This is a genomic window from uncultured Pseudoramibacter sp., assembly GCF_903789625.1.
GTDB lineage: Bacteria > Bacillota > Clostridia > Eubacteriales > Eubacteriaceae > Pseudoramibacter > Pseudoramibacter fermentans.
In genome coordinates this window covers 21,896-41,124 of sequence record NZ_CAIFFF010000005.1, presented here as the reverse complement: position 1 = coordinate 41,124, position 19,229 = coordinate 21,896, and the positions used below count along the sequence as shown (strand labels likewise).

General features: G+C 55.0%; 14 protein-coding genes. 13 read left to right on the top strand and 1 reads right to left on the bottom strand.

Annotation, left to right across the window (positions count from 1 at the left end):
- The first annotated feature begins 8 nt into the window (after positions 1-8).
- Complete coding sequence (metG, locus tag QZX60_RS04315; protein WP_295361763.1) at positions 9-1,970, top strand: methionine--tRNA ligase; 1,962 nt, start codon at positions 9-11, stop codon at positions 1,968-1,970.
- An 85-nt stretch (positions 1,971-2,055) separates the two neighbouring features.
- On the opposite strand, the gene QZX60_RS04310 is transcribed toward metG, so the two are convergent.
- Positions 2,056-2,808 (bottom strand): DeoR/GlpR family DNA-binding transcription regulator, encoded by a 753-nt coding sequence (locus QZX60_RS04310; RefSeq protein ID WP_295361761.1) that lies wholly within the window; start codon positions 2,806-2,808, stop codon positions 2,056-2,058.
- Between the two features lie 196 nt (positions 2,809-3,004).
- On the opposite strand from QZX60_RS04310, the gene QZX60_RS04305 reads away from it, so the two are divergent.
- The 12 genes from QZX60_RS04305 to dxs all read left to right on the top strand — a co-directional run bounded on the left by QZX60_RS04305 (position 3,005) and on the right by dxs (position 19,220).
- Positions 3,005-4,918 (top strand): PTS mannitol transporter subunit IICBA, encoded by a 1,914-nt coding sequence (locus QZX60_RS04305; protein ID WP_295361759.1) that lies wholly within the window; start codon positions 3,005-3,007, stop codon positions 4,916-4,918.
- A 38-nt stretch (positions 4,919-4,956) separates the two neighbouring features.
- Complete coding sequence (locus QZX60_RS04300; protein ID WP_295361758.1) at positions 4,957-6,231, top strand: zinc-binding dehydrogenase; 1,275 nt, start codon at positions 4,957-4,959, stop codon at positions 6,229-6,231.
- A 133-nt stretch (positions 6,232-6,364) separates the two neighbouring features.
- The gene (gene pap, locus QZX60_RS04295; protein WP_295361756.1) at positions 6,365-7,843 is read left to right on the top strand and encodes a polyphosphate:AMP phosphotransferase; all 1,479 of its coding nucleotides are present in this window, start codon (positions 6,365-6,367) and stop codon (positions 7,841-7,843) included.
- 169 nt (positions 7,844-8,012) lie between these two features.
- Complete coding sequence (sufC, locus tag QZX60_RS04290; protein WP_295361755.1) at positions 8,013-8,768, top strand: Fe-S cluster assembly ATPase SufC; 756 nt, start codon at positions 8,013-8,015, stop codon at positions 8,766-8,768.
- A gap of 15 nt (positions 8,769-8,783) precedes the next feature.
- On the top strand, positions 8,784-10,199 hold the full coding sequence (sufB, locus tag QZX60_RS04285) for a Fe-S cluster assembly protein SufB (RefSeq protein WP_295361753.1): 1,416 nt from the start codon (positions 8,784-8,786) through the stop codon (positions 10,197-10,199).
- Positions 10,200-10,204: 5 nt separating this feature from the next.
- The gene (locus QZX60_RS04280; protein WP_295361751.1) at positions 10,205-11,278 is read left to right on the top strand and encodes a SufD family Fe-S cluster assembly protein; all 1,074 of its coding nucleotides are present in this window, start codon (positions 10,205-10,207) and stop codon (positions 11,276-11,278) included.
- Positions 11,279-11,288: 10 nt separating this feature from the next.
- Positions 11,289-12,524, top strand: a complete 1,236-nt coding sequence (locus QZX60_RS04275; RefSeq protein ID WP_295361749.1) for an aminotransferase class V-fold PLP-dependent enzyme — start codon at positions 11,289-11,291, stop codon at positions 12,522-12,524.
- Entirely contained in the window at positions 12,517-12,990 is a 474-nt protein-coding gene (gene sufU / locus QZX60_RS04270; protein WP_295361747.1) for a Fe-S cluster assembly sulfur transfer protein SufU, read from the top strand. Before QZX60_RS04275 ends, sufU begins: the two co-directional genes overlap by 8 nt.
- 301 nt (positions 12,991-13,291) lie before the next feature.
- On the top strand, positions 13,292-14,773 hold the full coding sequence (locus tag QZX60_RS04265) for a 4Fe-4S dicluster domain-containing protein (protein ID WP_295361745.1): 1,482 nt from the start codon (positions 13,292-13,294) through the stop codon (positions 14,771-14,773).
- 166 nt (positions 14,774-14,939) lie between these two features.
- Positions 14,940-15,986 (top strand): tryptophan--tRNA ligase, encoded by a 1,047-nt coding sequence (gene trpS / locus QZX60_RS04260; protein WP_295361743.1) that lies wholly within the window; start codon positions 14,940-14,942, stop codon positions 15,984-15,986.
- 167 nt (positions 15,987-16,153) lie between these two features.
- Positions 16,154-17,308: a 1-deoxy-D-xylulose-5-phosphate reductoisomerase gene (locus tag QZX60_RS04255; RefSeq protein ID WP_295361742.1), complete on the top strand. Its 1,155-nt coding sequence runs from the start codon at positions 16,154-16,156 to the stop codon at positions 17,306-17,308.
- Positions 17,268-19,220, top strand: a complete 1,953-nt coding sequence (gene dxs / locus QZX60_RS04250; RefSeq protein WP_295361740.1) for a 1-deoxy-D-xylulose-5-phosphate synthase — start codon at positions 17,268-17,270, stop codon at positions 19,218-19,220. Before QZX60_RS04255 ends, dxs begins: the two co-directional genes overlap by 41 nt.
- Positions 19,221-19,229 lie beyond the last annotated feature (9 nt).

Here is a 19,229-nt window from a genome sequence, read left to right as displayed (position 1 = left end):
ATGATTTTATGCCAGAATCGAAAAAAACCTTTTACGTGACGACACCGATTTATTACCCGAGCGGTGATCTGCACATCGGGCACACTTATACGACCGTCGCGGCGGATACGCTGACCCGCTTCAAAAAGCAGCAGGGCTACGACGCGTACATGCTGACCGGGACCGACGAACACGGACAGAAGATTCAGAAGCTCGCGGAAGCCGCCGGCGTGACGCCGAAGGCCTACGTCGACAAAACAGTTGCGAAGATCAAGGATTTGTGGAAGCTGATGAACATCAACTATTCCCAGTTCATCCGCACCACCGACGAAAAACACGTCAAGAGCGTCCAGAAAATCTTCAAGCGCTTCTACGAACAGGGTGACATCTACAAAGGCACCTACGAAGGCTGGTACTGCACGCCGTGTGAATCCTTCTGGACGGAAACCCAGCTGGTAGACGGGAAATGCCCGGACTGCGGCCGCCCAGTCGAAAAGGCCCACGAAGAAGCCTATTTCTTCAAAATGAGCAAATACGCGGATCGGCTGCTTCAATACATCGAAGATCACCCGGGCTTCATTCAGCCGGAATCCCGGAAGAATGAAATGATCAACAACTTCATCAAGCCGGGACTGCAGGATCTGTGCGTCAGCCGGACCTCTTTTAACTGGGGGATTCCGGTGGATTTCGATCCGGGACACGTCGTTTACGTCTGGATTGACGCGCTGAGCAACTACATCACGGCGCTGGGCTACTTAAACGACAAGCCGCAGCTGATGGACAAGTATTGGCCGGCGGACCTCCACCTGGTCGGGAAGGACATCATCCGCTTCCATACGATTTACTGGCCGATCATGCTGATGGCGCTGGATCTGCCGCTGCCGAAGACCGTTTACGGCCACGGCTGGATTCTGCTCAAGGGCGGCAAGATGTCCAAATCCGTGGGCAACGTCGTCGACCCGGTCGAGCTCGCGGAAAAATACGGAGTCGATCCGCTGCGTTATCACGTGCTCAAGGAAATGAAGTACGGCTCCGACGGGGTTTACAACGAAGACCTGCTGGTCGCCAATATCAATTCCGATTTGGCCAACGACCTGGGCAACCTGCTGTCCCGGACCATCGCGATGACCGTGAAGTATTTTGGCGGCGTGATTCCGGAAACTCAGCTGGCCGGCGATCACGACGACGATCTGAAGCAGACCGCGAAGGACGCCATCGACGAATACGCCGCTTATATGGACAAGCTGGACTTCAGCCGCGCGCTTCAGGCGATTTGGAAACTCATCGGCCGTGCCAATAAATACATCGACGAAACTGAGCCTTGGGTGCTCGGCAAGGACGACAGCCAGAAGGATCGCCTCGCGGCTGTACTGTACAACTTGACGGAAACCCTGCGCATCGTGTCGGTGCTGATCGCGCCGGCCATTCCAGAAACAGCGGAAAAGATGAGCGCGATTTTGAATCTCACGCCGGACCTTCAAACTTGGGACAGCATCCAGACCTTCGGCCAGTATCCGGCCGGGACGGAAGTGAAAAAATGCGCGCCGCTGTACCCGAGAATCGATGTGAAACAATACGAAAAGGAACGGGCCGAAAAGGAAAAGGCTCAAAAGGCCAAGGCGCAGAAAGCGAAGAAGGCGAAACAAAAGACTAAACCGCAGACGCCGGGGGTCATCACGATCGACGATTTCGGCAAGGTCAAAATGCGCGTCGCAGAAGTTTTGTCCTGCGAAAAGCATCCGGATGCGGACAAGCTTCTGGTGTTCCAGCTGGATTTCGGCGACGAAAAACGCCAGATCGTTTCCGGCATCGCCAAATGGTACAAGCCGGAAGAGCTGGTCGGCAAAAAAGTCATCGCCTGCACGAACTTGAAGCCCATCAAGCTCAGAGGGGTCGACTCCAACGGGATGATCCTCTCCGCTGAAAAGGACGGGGAACTCCGCGTGCTGACAGTAGATGGCGATATGCCGGCCGGGTCAGAAGTTGGCTGATGATAAAATAAAAAATAAAGCGTAAATAAATAAAGAATCACAGAGAAATGTAAAATGCCTCTGTGATTCTTTTTTTTGCGTGAAATTACACGTTGGTCTCGCCCGACGTGGTGATGTATTTGATTAAGCTTTTGTCGAAATTGTCGACGCTGTCGGTGATGATCGTCGCCTCGTCGAGATTTGCGAAGGGGACAGCGCCGATCAGATTGAATTTTGAGTGGTCAGTCAGGATAAAAGCCTTTCGCGCGTGGCGGATCCCGAGGGATTTGGTCGAGGCTTCAGCCTCGTTGACAGTCGAGAAGCCGAGCCGCTCGTGAATGCCGTCGATCCCGAGGAAGGACACGTCGAAGTACATTTCTTTAAGCATTTTAATGGCCCGCATGCCGACGATGGATTCCGACGACCAGTGCAGGCGGCCGCCGAGGACGATGGTTGAAATGCGGCGCTGGCCGAGTACCTGAAGGTGGGGGATGCCCGGCGTTACGACGGTGACGTTTTTCGCTTGGATATACTGCAGCATTTCGAAGGTGGTTGAACCCGAATCGACGTAGATCATCTGGTTGTCTTCGACCTGTTGGGCGGCGATGTAGCCGATTTGCTGTTTCTCCGCGTGAAAGGACGCGCTTTTGATCTTCATGTTCGGTTCGACGAGCTGTGTATTGACGAGCCGCGCACCGCCGCGCCGCCGGACGATCATGTTGAGATCGTCCATTTCCTGAAGATCCCGGCGAACTGTCGCGGGACTGACGCCGAGGGTTTTAACGAGCTCGTCGACGCTGACCTCTTCCTGAGTCTGACAAAGGTGAATGATTTTATTCCATCTGGCCTGTTTTGACATGTGATAGCCTCCAATGATTAAATGCGCAGTTAAAATGATTGTTTTGATCATTATAACATGATATTGCCTTATAATCAATGAGTATTTGATTGTTTTGATCAAAAACGCTTGAAACCCGCGTAAAATCGAGCTATACTACAACCATCAGAAACAGGGGAGACATCGAAGAAGCAAATTTGAACGAGGTAAAGGGTACATGAAAGAGAAAGTTCAATCGTTTGGGCGCTTCCTGAGTGCCATGGTCATGCCGAATATCGGGGCATTTATCGCGTGGGGGCTTTTGGCAGCGCTTTTCATCAGCACAGGCTGGCTGCCGAACGCGAGATTGGCGACACTGGTCAATCCGATTCTGGCTTTCCTGCTGCCAACACTGATCGCCGTCAACGGCGGCAGAATGGTGGGCGGTGATCGAGGCGGGGTCGCCGCAGCCGTCGCGACGATGGGCGTCATCGTCTCCGGCTTGAGTTTCAAGGCAGACGGCAGCATGTCGATTCAGACAACAATGCTGATGGGGGCCATGATCATGGGGCCGCTTGCAGGCTGGCTGGTCAAGAAAATGGACCAGGCCTTCGAAGGCCACATCAAAGCCGGATTTGAAATGCTCGTCAATAATTTCGATCTCGGGATTCTGGCGATGCTGCTTGCGATCGTCGGCTATTACGTATTCGGACCGGTGATGACTGCCATCATGCACGCGCTGCTTGCAGGGGCAACGGTACTTAAAAATCACGGACTGCTCTCGTTGATTTCCATTATCGTCGAACCGGCCAAGGTGCTCTTCTTGAACAACGCGATCAACCACGGGATTTTCACCCCGATGGGTGCTGCTCAGGTCAAGGAAGCGGGCAAGTCCATCTTCTACATGATCGAAGCCAATCCGGGACCGGGGACAGGTGTCCTTCTCGCGTACTGGCTCTTTGCAAAAGATAAAACCACGAAGCAATCGGCACCTGCAGCTTTAATTGTCCATCTGTTCGGTGGGATTCACGAAATTTCCTTCCCATACATTTTGATGAATCCGCTGCTCCTCCTGGCAACGATCAGTGGATCGGCTGCAGCGATGGCCTACAATTCCATTTTCAACCTCGGGTTGGTTTCGCCGGCTTCACCGGGATCTATTTTCGCATTCGTCGGCATGGCGCCGAGGGGCGCAACCCTCGCGGTCCTGCTCAGCATCGTGATCGCCGCTGCAGTGTCCTTCCTGATTGCAGCACCGATTGTCCGTTTGAGCAATCCGACCAAGGATCTCGATGAAGCGTCCAACGAAATGGCAAGCCGCAAGGCAGAAGCCAAGGGCGTACAATTAGAAGAAACAGCCGGCGCAGACGTCGACTTAAGCCAGCTCCAGCACATCGTATTTGCCTGCGACGCAGGGATGGGCAGCTCGGCAATGGGCTCCGGCATCCTGAAAAACAAGCTCAAGGATGCAGGACTTGGTGACATTGAAGTCACCCACGCCTCCGTCTCATCGGTTCCGCCGGACGCACAGCTGGTGGTCTGCCACGAAGATTTGGCAGAACGCGCCAGAAAGAGTGCACCGAACGCCAGACTGGTCACCATTACGAATTTCATGACGGCACCGGAATACGACGAAATCGTCGCGGACATTCAAGTGGCGAAAAGCGGCGCAGAGCATGTCACGGTACCGATTGCTGAAGAAAACAAAGAAGAAGAAAAGCAGAACGCATCAGAGGTGCTCTTAAAGAAAAACATTATCCTGAACGGGCCTGAAAAGACGAAAGAAGAAGTCCTGAAAAAAATGGGTAAAGTGCTTTCGGACAGCGGCTACTCTACCGAAAGATATACAGAAGCGCTGTTTGAAAAGGAAAAAGTATTTAACACAGCTATTGGCAACGAAATCGCCATTCCTCACGGTGTTGAAACGATGAGAGACGAAATCCTGAGTTCCGGTATTGCCATCTTTACTTATCCAGAAGGCATTGACTGGGGCGACGGCCAGATCGTCAAATTGATCATCGGGGTCGCATCGGTCGGCGATGCCCACATCGATACCCTCCAGAAAATCGCAGAAATCTGCGCACCGGAAGGGGCAGTTGACAATATTGTCAACAATATGAACGTCGATCAAATTTACGATTTGTTTAAATAAAGTGTGAATTCAATTAATAAAAAATAGGAGAAAAAATCATGAAAGCAAAAGCAGTCAGAATGTACGGTGAAATGGACCTTCGTCTTGAAGAATTCGAACTTCCTGAAATCAAGGATGATGAAATTTTAGCTAAGATTTACAGCGACAGCATCTGCATGTCGACCTACAAGCTGGCGATTCAGGGCAAAAAGCACAAACGCTGCCCGCAGAACGTGGACACAAATCCGGTCATCGTCGGCCATGAATTCGCCGGTATCATCGTCAAGGTCGGTAAGAAATGGCAGGATCAGTTCAAACCCGGCATGCGCTTTGCACAGCAGCCGGCGCTGAACTACAAAGGCTCGATGGATTCTCCAGGATACTCCTACGAATATTACGGCGGGGACACCACCTATTGCATCTTCCCGCACGAAACGATGGAACTCGGCGCGCTGATGCCTTTTGACGGCGACAGCTTCTACAAGGCTTCCCTGGGCGAACCGATGTCCTGCTCGATCGGCGCGATGCACGCCCAGTACCACACCAAGCAGGGTGTGTATCATCACGAAATGGGCTTGAAGCGCGGCGGCAACCTGATCATCATGGGCGGCTGCGGTCCAATGGGCCTGGGCGCTGTCTCCTACGCGGTGGTCTGCGACTACCATCCGAAACGCGTCGTCGTCACCGACGTCGACGATGCCAAAATCGCACGCGCCAACGAAGTGGTGCCGCCGTCATGGGCAGCTGAACACGGCGTCGAACTCCAGTACGTCAACACAGCGGCGATGGACGATCCAAAACAGGGACTCATCGATCTGACCGATGGCCACGGCTACGACGACGTTTTGATCTACGTGCCGATTCCGGCTGTCGCAGAACTCGGCAACGATGTCCTCGCGTACGACGGCTGCATGTCCTTCTTCTCCGGCCCGAGCGACAAGGACTTCAAGGCGAAGGTCAATCTGTACGACTGCCATTACAACGCGACCCACATCATGGGCACCACCGGCGGCAACAACGACGACTTGATCGAAGCGAACAAGCTCGCAGCTGACGGTATCATCGATCCGGCCGTCATGGTTACCCACGTCGGCGGCATCGACTCCATCGCTGAAACGACTAAAAACCTGCCGAATATTCCAGGAGGCAAAAAGCTCGCCTATACACAGCTCAATATGCCGATGACGGCGATTGAAGATTTCGGCAAGCTCGGCGAAAGCGATCCGTTCTTCAAGAAGCTCGACGAATGCTGCAAGGCACACAAGGGCCTGTGGAATCCGGAAGCTGAAAAGCTCTTGTTCGAACACTTCGGCGTTACAGTCGACACCTTCTAATTAAGGCAATCCCATCTCAACTATTCTATCCTAAAGGCGTCACAGCATCAGCTGCGGCGTCTTTTTTGCTTTTATTTAGAATTAAAGGCGCCGTGATACACTAAAATCAATCAAGAATAAGGGAGGGATCATTGTGTTAAAGGAATTTGTACCGGCGCACCGTCCGGACGATGAAAGCTTAAACGCCGAACGCAAGGCGCTGGAAAAACGCCTGGGCAAGGACCAGCTGCGCATTGCGGCGGCCAAGCTGCCGGTTATGGTGATTTTTGAAGGCTGGGGCGCCGCCGGAAAGGGGACGGTGCTGTCCCGGGTGATCAAGGACATCGATCCGCGGTTTTTTAAGGTGAAGTCCTTTGACAAGCCGACGAAGGAGGAAAAGGCCTACCCCTTTATCCGCCGCTACCTGCTGGACATTCCGGAAAACGGCAAATTCACGTTTTTCGTGCCCTACATGATGGAGGAAGTGACCGACGGCGCCTTCAGCGGCCATCTGGACAGCGCGGCCTTTCAGCAGACCATCGACGAAATCAACACAATGGAGCGCTCGCTCCACGACAACGGCACCTTGATCCTCAAGTTCTTTTTCCAGCTCGGCCGGAAGGAACAGAAAAAGCGCATCAAACGCTTAGAGGCTGACAAGAATACCAAATGGCGGGTGGACCGGGATGATTTGGACGAAAATAAGCATTACCGTGAATTTGAAAGGCTGTACGACAATTATTTGAGCCGGACAAATCAGTCCTACGCGCCGTGGGTCATCGTCGACGCTGGGGAAGACGAGAAATGGACAGAGCTGCAGGTCCTTCGATTCATCACCCAGGGGATCGACACCGCCCTTCAAAACAAAGGGACGGCCGTGCCGATTCTGCAGAACCGCTTCGCGCTGACGCCGATGCCGAAGCTGTCTGACGTGGAGTTAGAAGATAAAAAGCTGGAAGCAGCGGCATACCGCAAGCTGCTCAAAAAGTATCAGCGGGAATTGAGCGATCTGCAGAACCGGGTGCACCGCAAAAAGATTCCGGTGATTATCGGCTACGAAGGCTGGGACGCAGCGGGGAAAGGCGGCAACATCAAGCGGGTGACCGAGGCGCTGGACCCGAGGGGCTACACCGTGCACCCGATCGCGTCGCCGGAGCCCCACGAAAAGAACCGGCATTATCTCTGGCGCTTTGTAGAAAAGCTGCCGAAGGCCGGCAATTTTGCGATTTTCGACCGGACATGGTACGGCCGGGTGATGGTCGAACGGCTGGAGGGTTTTTGCTCGGAAAACGACTGGCAGCGGGCCTACAACGAAATCAACGAATTCGAGTACAGCCTGAACCAATGGGGCGCCGTGATCATCAAGTTCTGGCTGCAGATCGATCCCGATACGCAGCTGGCCCGCTTCAAGGAGCGGGAGGCGACGCCGGACAAGCAGTGGAAAATCACTGACGAGGATTGGCGCAACCGCGACAAATGGCCGCAATATGAGACCGCTGTCGACGAAATGATCGAAAAGACCAGCACGGCCTTTGCGCCTTGGCACATTCTCGAGTCCTGCGACAAAAAATACGCCCGCGTCAAGGCGCTGAAGATTATCGTCAAGGCGCTGCAAGACAGGTTGAAGGCTTAAATGCGAGTCCCTGAACCCATCTGGGTTCGGGGATTTTTTGCATTTTCAGCGCATAAAGTGAAAATTTTCAGGAAAATCAGAAAAAAGTTGACGGGTTGAATAAAAAGTAATATACTTACGATTGTATTCCGAGTAAATCACTTGGATATTAAGTTGGAGGTAAATTATCATGGCAAATTCATTACTTAAAGTTCGTCAACTGACAGTTAATGTTGAAGATAAAGAAATTCTGCACCAGGTCGATTTGGATATCGCGACCGGCGAAACCCACGTGTTGATGGGGCCGAACGGTGCAGGAAAATCGACACTGGGTTACGCCCTGATGGGCAACCCGCGTTACGACGTCACAGGCGGCAGCGTCCTGTTCGACGGCAGCGATCTGCTGGACATGACGGCGGATCAGCGTGCGAAGGCCGGCCTGTTCCTGTCCTTCCAGAATCCGCTGGAAGTGCCAGGCATTACCCTGGGCAATTTCATCCGCAACGCCGTCGAACAGCGCACCGGTGAACGGGTCCGCCTCTGGAACTTCAGAAAGCAGCTCGAAAAGGAATGCGAAATTCTCGACATGGATCCGAGCTACGTCGACCGCGACCTGAACGTCGGCTTTTCCGGCGGTGAAAAGAAAAAGGCTGAAATCCTGCAGCTGCTGATGCTCAAGCCGAAATTGGCGATCCTCGACGAAACGGACTCCGGTCTGGACGTCGACGCAGTCCGCACGGTGTCCAAGGGCGTCGAAGAATACCAAAAACAGGAAGACGGCGCGCTGCTCATTATCACGCACAACACCGGTATTTTGAGCTCCTTAAAGGTCGACCGCACTCACGTGCTCGTGAACGGTCAGGTGGTCGGCGGCGGCGACGCGTCACTGGTCGATGAAATCAATCGGGACGGCTACGAAAAATACGAAGCCAAGGCAGCAGAATAAATCGGAGGACGGCTGATGAGCAAAGAAAAAACATACGTCGAAGACGTCGATCGGTCGCTTTACGATTTCCGGTACGACGAAAACGACAAGGATTTTTATAAAGTCGACAGCGGGCTGACCCCTGAAATTGTCGAACAGATTTCGGAAGAAAAGAACGATCCCAAATGGATGCGGGACCTTCGGCTGAAGTCCTTGGAAATTTTCAACCAGAAGGGAATGGGCCAATGGGGTCCGCCAATCGACGGGCTGAACATGGACGACATCGTCACCTACGTGCGGCCGAAGACCAAAATGAGCGCCAATTGGGAAGACGTGCCAAAGGACATTAAAGACACCTTTGAACGTCTCGGCATTCCTCAGGCGGAACGGAAATCCTTAGCTGGGGTCGGGGCTCAGTACGACTCCGAGCTGGTGTATCACAACGTCCGCAAGGAAGTCGCGGAACAAGGGGTCGTCTACACCGACATCGAATCCGCCCTTCACGGCGAATACGCGGACATGATTAAAGACCACTTCATGCACCTGATCACGCCGCACGATCACAAATTTGCGGCTCTCCACGGGGCGGTCTGGTCCGGCGGTTCCTTCGTCTACGTGCCGAAGGGTGTCTCGGTCGAAATTCCTCTGCAGTCCTATTTCAGACTCAATGCGCCGGGCGCCGGACAGTTTGAACACACGCTGATCATCGTCGACGAAGGGGCAGACCTTCACTTCATCGAAGGGTGCTCCGCGCCGAAGTACAACGTGGCCAACCTCCACGCCGGAGCCGTCGAACTCTTCGTCGGCAAGAACGCGAGACTGCGCTACTCGACCATTGAAAACTGGTCAAAGAATATGTACAACCTGAACACCAAGCGGGCCAAGATTGAAGAAGGGGGCAAGATGGAATGGGTCTCCGGATCCTTCGGCTCTCACGTCTCCTATCTGTACCCGATGACGATTTTGAACGGCGCCGGCGCACAGATGGAATACACCGGCATCACCTTCGCCGGCAAGGGCCAGAACCTCGACACCGGGATGAAGGTGGTCCACAATGCGCCAAACACGACGTCGGTCGTTTCCGCCAAATCCATTTCAAAGGACGGCGGGATTTCCACCTACCGCTCATCCGTTGTGGTCAACAACAAGGCGAAGGGCGCGAAATCTTCAGTGAGCTGCGCGTCGCTGATGCTCGACGACATTTCGAGATCGGATACCATTCCGGCGATGGACGTCCGGACACAGGACGCCGACGTCGGCCACGAAGCGAAGATCGGCCGAATCAGCGACGAAGCGGTCTTCTATTTGATGTCCCGCGGCATCTCCGAAGAAGACGCCCGGGCGATGATCGTCAGCGGTTTCGCCGACAACGTGTCCAAGGAACTGCCGCTGGAATACGCCGTTGAAATGAACAATTTGATCCGTTTGGAAATGAAAGGAACGATAGGGTGATGACCATGAGTGCACAGGAACAAGCAACAAATTTAGTCGTCAACCGCCTGCCGGGGCAGACCTGGAACTGGCTGAAGATGAACGACGCCCACGTGGCAGTCGATACACAGAGCGGCACCCTTGAAGCGGAAACGATCAAGCCGGAGGCTCTCGCTGAAGGCGCGGACCTCGCGCCGATCGGCGGCGGGATGGGCCCGGATTACGACCGGTGGATTCAGACCGCAGAACCGGCGGCGTATCACACCGAAGCGGGCCAGCACATCGAAGCACCGCTGAAGCTGACCTACACCTTAAAAGGCGGCGCCACGACGGCGTCAGCCACACGATTTGACGTCGCCGTGGACAGCGCGCTGACGATTATCATGGACTTTGCAGGCCAGTCAGACGGTGCGGCCGGCACCGCAGGCTTTTCGACCAAGCTGCACCTCGCGAAGGGGTCGGCGGTGACGCTGGTGCAGATTCACCGCGGCGGCGCAGGCCAGCGGATTTTCAACGATGTCGGCGCTGTACTCGAAGACGATGCGCGGTTCGAAGTGGTCCATCTGGTGATGGACGCGGCGGATACCTACGTGGGGTGCCAGGCGGACCTGAAGGGCGACCGTTCGAGCTTTAAGGCCGACGTCGCTTATCTGGTGCAGAACGAAGATCTGCTGGACACCAACTACATCGCTCTCCATCATGGCAAGAAAACCGAAAGCGCCATCAACTCCGCCGGCGTTTTGAGAGATCGGGCCGAAAAATTATTTCGCGGCACCATCGATTTCAAATACGGTGCGGCCGGCAGTGTCGGCAACGAAAAGGAAGATGTGATGCTGATGGACGACACCGTGGTCAACAAGACGATTCCGCTGATTCTCTGTGCGGAAGAAGACGTCGAAGGGAATCACGGCGCGACGATCGGCAAGCTGGACGACGAGCTGATGTTCTACATGGAAAGCCGTGGGATGAACGCCGACGACATCTACGAATTGATCGCCAAGTCGAAATTAGAGGCGGCGAGCCGTTTGATTCCGGATCAGGCCGTCCGCGAAGACGTACAGGCCTACATCGAAGCGCATCAGCGCGCGGGAAAAGAATGAGGTGAATGGAATGGCAAAATCAACAATTGATGTAGCGGCGGTTCGGAAAGAATTTCCGATTCTGAATCAGACCGATCTGGCCTACCTCGACAACTCGGCTACGGTGCAGAAGCCGCAGCGGGTGCTCGACGCGGTCACCCATTATTACCAAGCTGAAAACGCCAATCCGTTCCGCGGGCTCTACGATTTGAGCGTCGCGGCAACGGACGCTTACGAAAACGCCAGACAGAAGGTGGCGGATTTCATCAACGCGCCGAAGAAGGAAGACATCATCTTTACGCGCAACGCCAGCGAAAGCTTGAACCTCGTGGCCTACAGCATGGGCCGTTATTTGAAAATCGGCGAAGGGGATGAAATCCTCGTCGGGATCATGGAACACCACTCCAACATGCTGCCCTGGCGGATGCTCGCGGAACAGACCGGCGCCAAGGTGAATTACTTAAACTGCGAAAAGGACGGGAGCATCAGCGTCGACGCCTTTAAAGCGGCGCTGACGCCGAAGACAAAAATCGTCGCTGTCACGGAAATGTCCAATGTATTAGGACGGATTCTGCCGATCGCAGACTTTGCGAAGATCTGCCACGAACAAGGCACGATTATCGTCGTCGACGGGGCTCAGAGCGTGCCCCATTCGAAAATCGACGTCGCGGCGATGGACTGCGATTTCTTCGCCTTTTCCGGGCACAAGATGTACGCGCCGATGGGCATCGGTGTGCTGTACGGCAAGAGCGAATGGCTGAACAAAATGCCGCCGTTTATGACCGGCGGCGAAACCATCGATATCGTCACGACGGACCGCATCGTTTGGACCGAAGTGCCCCACCGCTTTGAAGCGGGGACGGTCAACGTCGGCGGCGCCGTCGGCCTGGCTGCGGCCATCGATTTTATGAACGACATCGGCATCGATCAGATTGCGGCCCGCGAGCTGGAACTGACCACCTACGCGATGGACCGCCTGAAGGCCATTCCCCACGTGAACATCATCGGGGCGGACGAACCGGAAAATCACCACGGTATTATCGCCTTCGCGATCGACGGGGTGCATCCGCACGACATCACGACGATTTTATCGGAAAACCGCATTGCGGTGCGGGCCGGCCACCACTGCGCCGAACCGCTGCACCATTATCTCGGGGTGCCGTCGACGACGCGGGCCAGCCTGGCTTTCTACAACACGACGGAAGAAATCGACCGTCTGGCCGATGCAGTGGGCATGATCAGAAAGGAAATGGGATACGATGAATAACCGAACCTTTTACAATGAAGTGCTGACGGAGCACAACCTCCACCCGGCGCACAAGCACGAGCTGGAAGACGCCAATATGACCTGCGAAGGCCTGAACCCGAGCTGCGGCGACGACATCTGGGTCCATCTCGATGTCGACGACAACGGCATCATTCAGAAGGGTGCCTTCGAAGGCGATGGCTGCGCGATCTCTCAGGCCTCTGCGGACATGATGTTCGATTTGATTATCGGCAAAACGAAAGAAGAAGCGCTGCGCCTCGCGGATCTTTTCCTCAAAATGATCAAGGAAGGCCACCTTTCCGACGAAGAAATGGACGAGCTCGAAGAAGCGGCGTCCCTTCAGGACATCGCCCACATGCCGGCGCGTGTCAAATGCGCGGTGCTCGGATGGCACACCCTCAAGGAAATGCTGACCGGGGAAGCCGACCAGGCCAATCCTCAGCCGGTTTCCACCGAAAATCATTAGGCAGACAACTGAATAATTTACCTCAATTTAACAGGGCTTTTGCCCTGTTTTTTTTATTTTCTTCAACAAAAATAGGAAATCGTGATATAATGAAAACAATTAAAAGAAAAGGATAATTTTTTGTTGAATTGGCATTTAAAAGGGCCGAAAAAGTCGGCTTATTTTTGCATTTAATTTCGAACATCATTTTGATACAATAATGTTAAAGAAATGTCAATTAAAAGAAGGACTGATTTGAGCGGATTGGCCTTGAGGAGAGAGGTCATTCCGCTTCGATGTAAAAAAGAAGGAGGAAACGGTATTGAGTAATGATGGGCGCATTATTTCGCTGAAACATAAAGTTTTATATCACGTCGCGAAAAAAACGTTTGAAGGCACATTGGAAGAAGAACGGGACAACCTGCCGGAAGAAATCATTCCGGGGATGATTCCGCACTACCGCTGCTGTGTCTACAAGGAAAGAGAAGTGGTCCGCCAGCGTATCCGCCTGGCCGAAGGCAAGGCGCCGGGCGCGGTGGACAACGGCAACGTCATCCAGGTCATCGAACCGGCCTGCGCGGACTGCCCGATTTCGAGTTACATCGTCACGGATAACTGCCAGAACTGTCTGGGCAAGGCGTGTTTAGGGGCCTGCCGTTTCGGCGCGATTCACCCCGGTGAAAAACGCTCGAGAATCGACGCGAATAAATGCCGCGAATGCGGGATGTGCGCGAAGGCCTGCCCGTACAACGCGATCGCGCATCTGGTCCGCCCGTGCAAAAACTCCTGCCCGGTGGGCGCGCTGACCTACAACGAAGACGGGCTGTCGGTCATCGATGAAGAAAAATGTATCCGCTGCGGCCAGTGTATCCACGCCTGCCCATTCGGCGCCATCTCAACGAAGACGGCGATCGTGCCGGTGATCAAGGCGCTCAAGAGCGATACGCCGGTTTACCTGATGATCGCGCCGGCCGTGGAAGGTCAGTACGGCAAGGACATCACAATGGCCAGCTGGCGGAAGGCGGCGAAGGAAGTGGGCTTTGAAGATTACATCGAAGTCGGCCTTGGCGGCGATTTGACCACGGCGGCAGAAGCACCGGAATGGTACGAAGCCTTTAAGAACGGCGAAAAACGCACGACGTCCTGCTGCCCGGCCTTTGTCAACATGATCCTGCGTCATTATCCGGAAAACAAGGACTGCATTTCGACGGCACTTTCGCCGATGTGCGAGTTGTCAAGAATGATCAAGGCGGAACATCCGGGGTGCATCACTGTTTTCGCCGGCCCATGCACCGCGAAAAAATCCGAAGTCGTCGATCAGAAGATTCCGGGCAACGCCGATTACGTACTGACTTTTGCTGAACTTCACGCGATTATGAAGGCCGCCGGTGTCGAACTGGAACCGGTCGAAGAAAATTATCAACAGGCGTCGATCTACGGCAAGCGCTACGCCGACGTCGGGGTGGCGCAGTCCTGTGTCGAATACATGAAGGAACAGGGCTACGAAGACGTCGACCAGATGAAGATCAAGAGCGTCAGCGGCGGCAAGGCCTGCAAGACGACGCTGATGATGATGGGCAAGGGACGCCTGAAAGAAGACTTTATCGAAGGGATGGCCTGCGAAGGCGGCTGCAGCCACGGCCCCCACGCGCACGACGACACCAATAAAGCGATGAAGGTCCGCGATAAGATGATCGAAGGCGCCGATCAGCGCACGATCACCGAAAACTTGAAGCGCTACGATCTGACGAAATTTAACATGCATCGCGAAGGGCCGCTGCCGGATCCGAAAGCCGCGGAATAATCAAATTCAGTCAAAAAATACACAAACCCAGCCGATTGGCTGGGTTTTTTGCTGGGCGCAGCGCCCCTTGATTTGTCAGTGCCTTAGAGAATTGCACCAAATTCCACAGCATGATATAATACAAAAATGTAAACCAGAATCAAAATCCATTTAAAGGAGCCTATAAATGAAAAAAGTTATTTTAACCGGAGACCGGCCGACCGGCCGCCTGCACGTCGGCCACTACGTCGGATCCCTGAGAGAACGGGTGCGGCTGCAGAATTCCGGCGATTTCGACGATATTTACATCATGATCGCGGACGCTCAGGCGCTGACGGACAACGCCGAACATCCGGAAAAGGTGCACCAGAACATCATGCAGGTCGCCCTCGATTACCTCGCGGTTGGATTGGACCCGGAAAAATCCGTGCTGTTCATTCAGTCGACAGTGCCGGAGTTGACCGAACTGACCTTTTACTACATGAACCTCGTGACTGTTTCCCGCGTGCAGCGCAACCCGACGGTCAAGGCGGAAATCAAGCAGCGCGGTTTTGAAGCCAGCATTCCAATGGGCTTTTTCTGCTATCCGATCAGTCAGGCGGCAGACATCACCGCGTTCCACGCGACGACGGTGCCGGCTGGCGAAGATCAGGAACCGATGATCGAACAATGCCGCGAAATCGTCCGGAAATTTAACGCGGTGTACGGCGAAACGCTGACCGAACCGGAGATCGTGCTGCCGCAGAATCAGGCCAGCATGCGTCTGCCGGGGCTGGACGGCAAAGAGAAGATGAGCAAATCTTTGGGCAACTGCATCTATCTGTCCGACGAACCCGACGACATCAAGAAGAAAGTCATGTCGATGTACACCGATCCGAATCACCTGCGGGTGCAGGATCCGGGACAGGTCGAAGGCAACCCGGTGTTCACTTATCTGGACGCGTTCAGCGAACCTGGCGATTTCGCAGCGTTTTGGCCGGATTACGCGAACCTCGACGAAGTCAAGGCCCACTATCAAAAGGGCGGCCTCGGCGACGTAAAGGTCAAGCGTTTCTTGAACAGCGTGCTCCAGGAACGGCTGCGCCCGATCCGCGAACGCCGCAAGGCATGGGAACAGCGCCTGCCGGATGTGCGCGATATGCTGAAGGTGAACTGTGAAAAGGCCGAACAGGTGGCAGCCAAGACCTTAGACGAAGTGCGCCACGCGATGCGGATCGATTATTTTGCCGATTGATAAACGGAGAGAATCACCCGGGGCATCCCGGGTTTTTTTCGTTTAATGGGTTAAAAGACGGCGGACGTGATATAATGATAAACAAATTATAAAATGAGCAATCAACTTATCGAGAGAGGAGATCAAATGGATAAATCCTTGCGAATAGAAACGGCGGTGATCCTGCGATGAAACGTCATCTGGCCATTTTAGGCTCAACTGGCTCCATCGGAACCCAAACCCTCGACGTCGTCCGGATGCATCCCGATTTGTTTAAGGTGACGGCGCTGGGCTGCTGCCGGTCCATCGATTTGGCTGAAAAGCAGGCGCGGGAATTCGGCCCGTCCCTCGTCGCGGTTTACGACGAAGGTCAGGCGGACGTGCTCAAAACGCGCCTGTCGGATACCAATATCCGCGTGGTGAGCGGCATGGCCGGCCTCATCGAGCTGGCGTCCCAGCCGGAGGCGGACACGGTGGTGACTGCCATCGTCGGCATGATCGGGGTCGAGCCGACCGTCGCCGCGATCGAAGCCGGCAAGGACATCGCGCTGGCCAACAAAGAAACCTGTGTGACCGCCGGGCATTTGATCATGCCGCTGGCAAAAGAACACGGCGTCAACATCCTGCCGGTGGACTCGGAACACTCGGCGATTTTCCAATCGCTCCAGGGAAAGGCTGGCTCCAAAATCCATAAAATTCTGCTGACCGCATCCGGCGGACCGTTCCGCGGCATGAGCAAAAAAGAATTGGCATACGTCACGGTCAAAGAAACCCTGGCGCACCCGACCTGGCAGATGGGACCGAAGGTCACCGTCGATTCAGCGACGATGGTCAATAAGGGGTTAGAGGTCATCGAAGCGCGGTGGCTCTTCGACGTGGACCCCGACGACATTCAGGTCGTCATTCAGCCCCAGAGCATCATTCACTCGATGGTCGAATACGAGGATCATTCGGTGATCGCGCAGCTGGCCACCTCGGACATGCGCGTGCCGATTCAGTACGCGCTGACCTGGCCGGATCATCTGCCGTCGCCGGCGGACGCGCTGGATTTCACGGCGCTGAAATCCCTGGATTTCGACGTGCCGGACAACGAGACGTTTAGGGGGCTGCCGATGGCGGTTTCGGCGATTAAAACCGGAGGCTCCATGCCCTGTGCCTTCAACGCCGCCAATGAATGGGCCAACGCGGCCTTCCGCCGCAGCGAGATCCGCTTCCTCGACATCTACGACATCATTGAAAGGGTCATGGCAGGGCATCAGGTGATCGCGTCGCCGACGGTCTCGGAAATACGGGAAATTGCAAATGAAACATTTGAATACTGTGACAGACAATTTAAACGATAAATCCAATAAGGGTCAACGCCGTCCGCGGCCGTCGGTTTTGTCCAGAATCAACGCAAACGGTGATATCCGCCGGATCGACCCAGCGGATTACGACCAGCTGGCCTGGGAGATCCGCCGCTTTCTGATCCAGAAGATTTCGGTCACCGGCGGCCATCTGGCGTCCAATCTCGGGGCGGTCGAATTGACCATGGCGCTGCATCTGGTTTTCGATTTTTCCAAGGACCGCATCGTTTTCGACGTGGGGCATCAATCCTACGTGCACAAAATTCTGACCGGTCGGAAGGACGATTTTGACACCCTGCGCCAGCATGGCGGCCTCAGCGGCTTTCCCAAGCGCAGCGAGAGTGTGACTGACGCCTTTGACACCGGCCACGCCTCCAACAGCGTGTCGGCGGCGCTGGGGATGGCCTGCGCCCGGGATTTGAAGGGGGACCGCAACGCGGTGATCGCCGTCATCGGCGACGGCGCGTCCACCGGCGGCATGTTTTTCGAGGCGCTGAACAACGCGGGGCGGATGAAGCGCAACGTGATCATCGTCCTCAACGACAACGAAATGTCGATTTCTCGGAATTTGAGCGGCCTTTCCGTCTATTTGAGCGGCCTGCGCACCGCGTCGTCCTACACCGAGCTCAAGGACCACGTCAAGCGGCGGCTGGCTCACCTGCCCAAAATCGGCGAGCCCATTGCCGACCATTTGAGCAGCGTGAAGGACGGCATCAAAAACATGATGATTCCGGAAATGCTCTTTGAAAATTTCGGCGTTACTTACCTGGGGCCGATTGACGGCACCAATATTGCGCAGATGGTGCGGACCTTTAAGGACGCGCGCAAGCTGCAGAAGGCGGTGCTGGTCCACGTGGTGACGAAAAAGGGCCGGGGCTACGAGCCGGCAGAGCGCCACCCGGACAAATTCCACGGGATCGGGCCCTTTGAAATCGAAACCGGTCAGCTGAAGCAGCCGAAGACCAAGCCCAGCTGGTCGGACGTGTTCGGACAGGCCCTCGTCGAAGAGGGCAGCGCCTGCGAAAAAATCGTCGCGATTACAGCGGCAATGGCCGACGGCACGGGCTTGAAGGCCTTCGGGATGCGCTACCCCAGACGCTTTTACGATGTGGGCATCGAGGAAGAACACGCGGTGACCTTCGCCGGCGGTCTGGCGTCCCAGGGGATGATTCCGGTGGTCGCCATTTATTCGACCTTCCTCCAGCGGGCTTACGACCAGATGCTCGAGGACGTCTGTCTGCAGAATCTGCACGTGATTTTCGCGGTGGACCGCGCCGGCTTGGTCGGCCACGACGGAGAAACCCATCAAGGCATTTTCGACACAGCCTTCCTTTCGCAGATGCCGAATATGACGGTGCTGGAGCCGAAAAACGCCGCAGAGCTCAAGGCGATGCTGCATTTTGCCGTTCACGCAATCGACGGCCCGGTGGCCATCCGCTACAGCCGGGGATCGGCGTCGACGGCTTTCGCGGACCACAATGAGCCGATTGAAGGCCTGCATTCGGAAATTCTCAGGGAAGGAAAAGATGCAGCGCTCTTTACCCTGGGGCATTTGTGCGAAACCGGCGCCGCCATCTGCGACCGGCTGAAGGCCGAAGCAGATGTGGACTGCGGCCTCGTCAACGTCCGCAGCATCAAACCGATGGACACGGCGATGCTCAGTCAAATGGCAGCGCGGGGGCCGGTGATCACATTAGAGGACAACATCAAAATCGGCGGATATGGGCAGCGGGCCGCGGCCTGGCTGGCTGAACACAGGCCGGGCAGCCGCGTGCTGGTGATGGCGGTCGAGGACCAATTTGTTCCCCACGGCTCAACGGACGAGCTGATGGCGGATTTAGGCTTGGATGCGGCACACGCTGCGAAGCGGATTGCGGCGTTTTTGGCCGATCAAAAGGATAAAAAATAAAGGAGAACA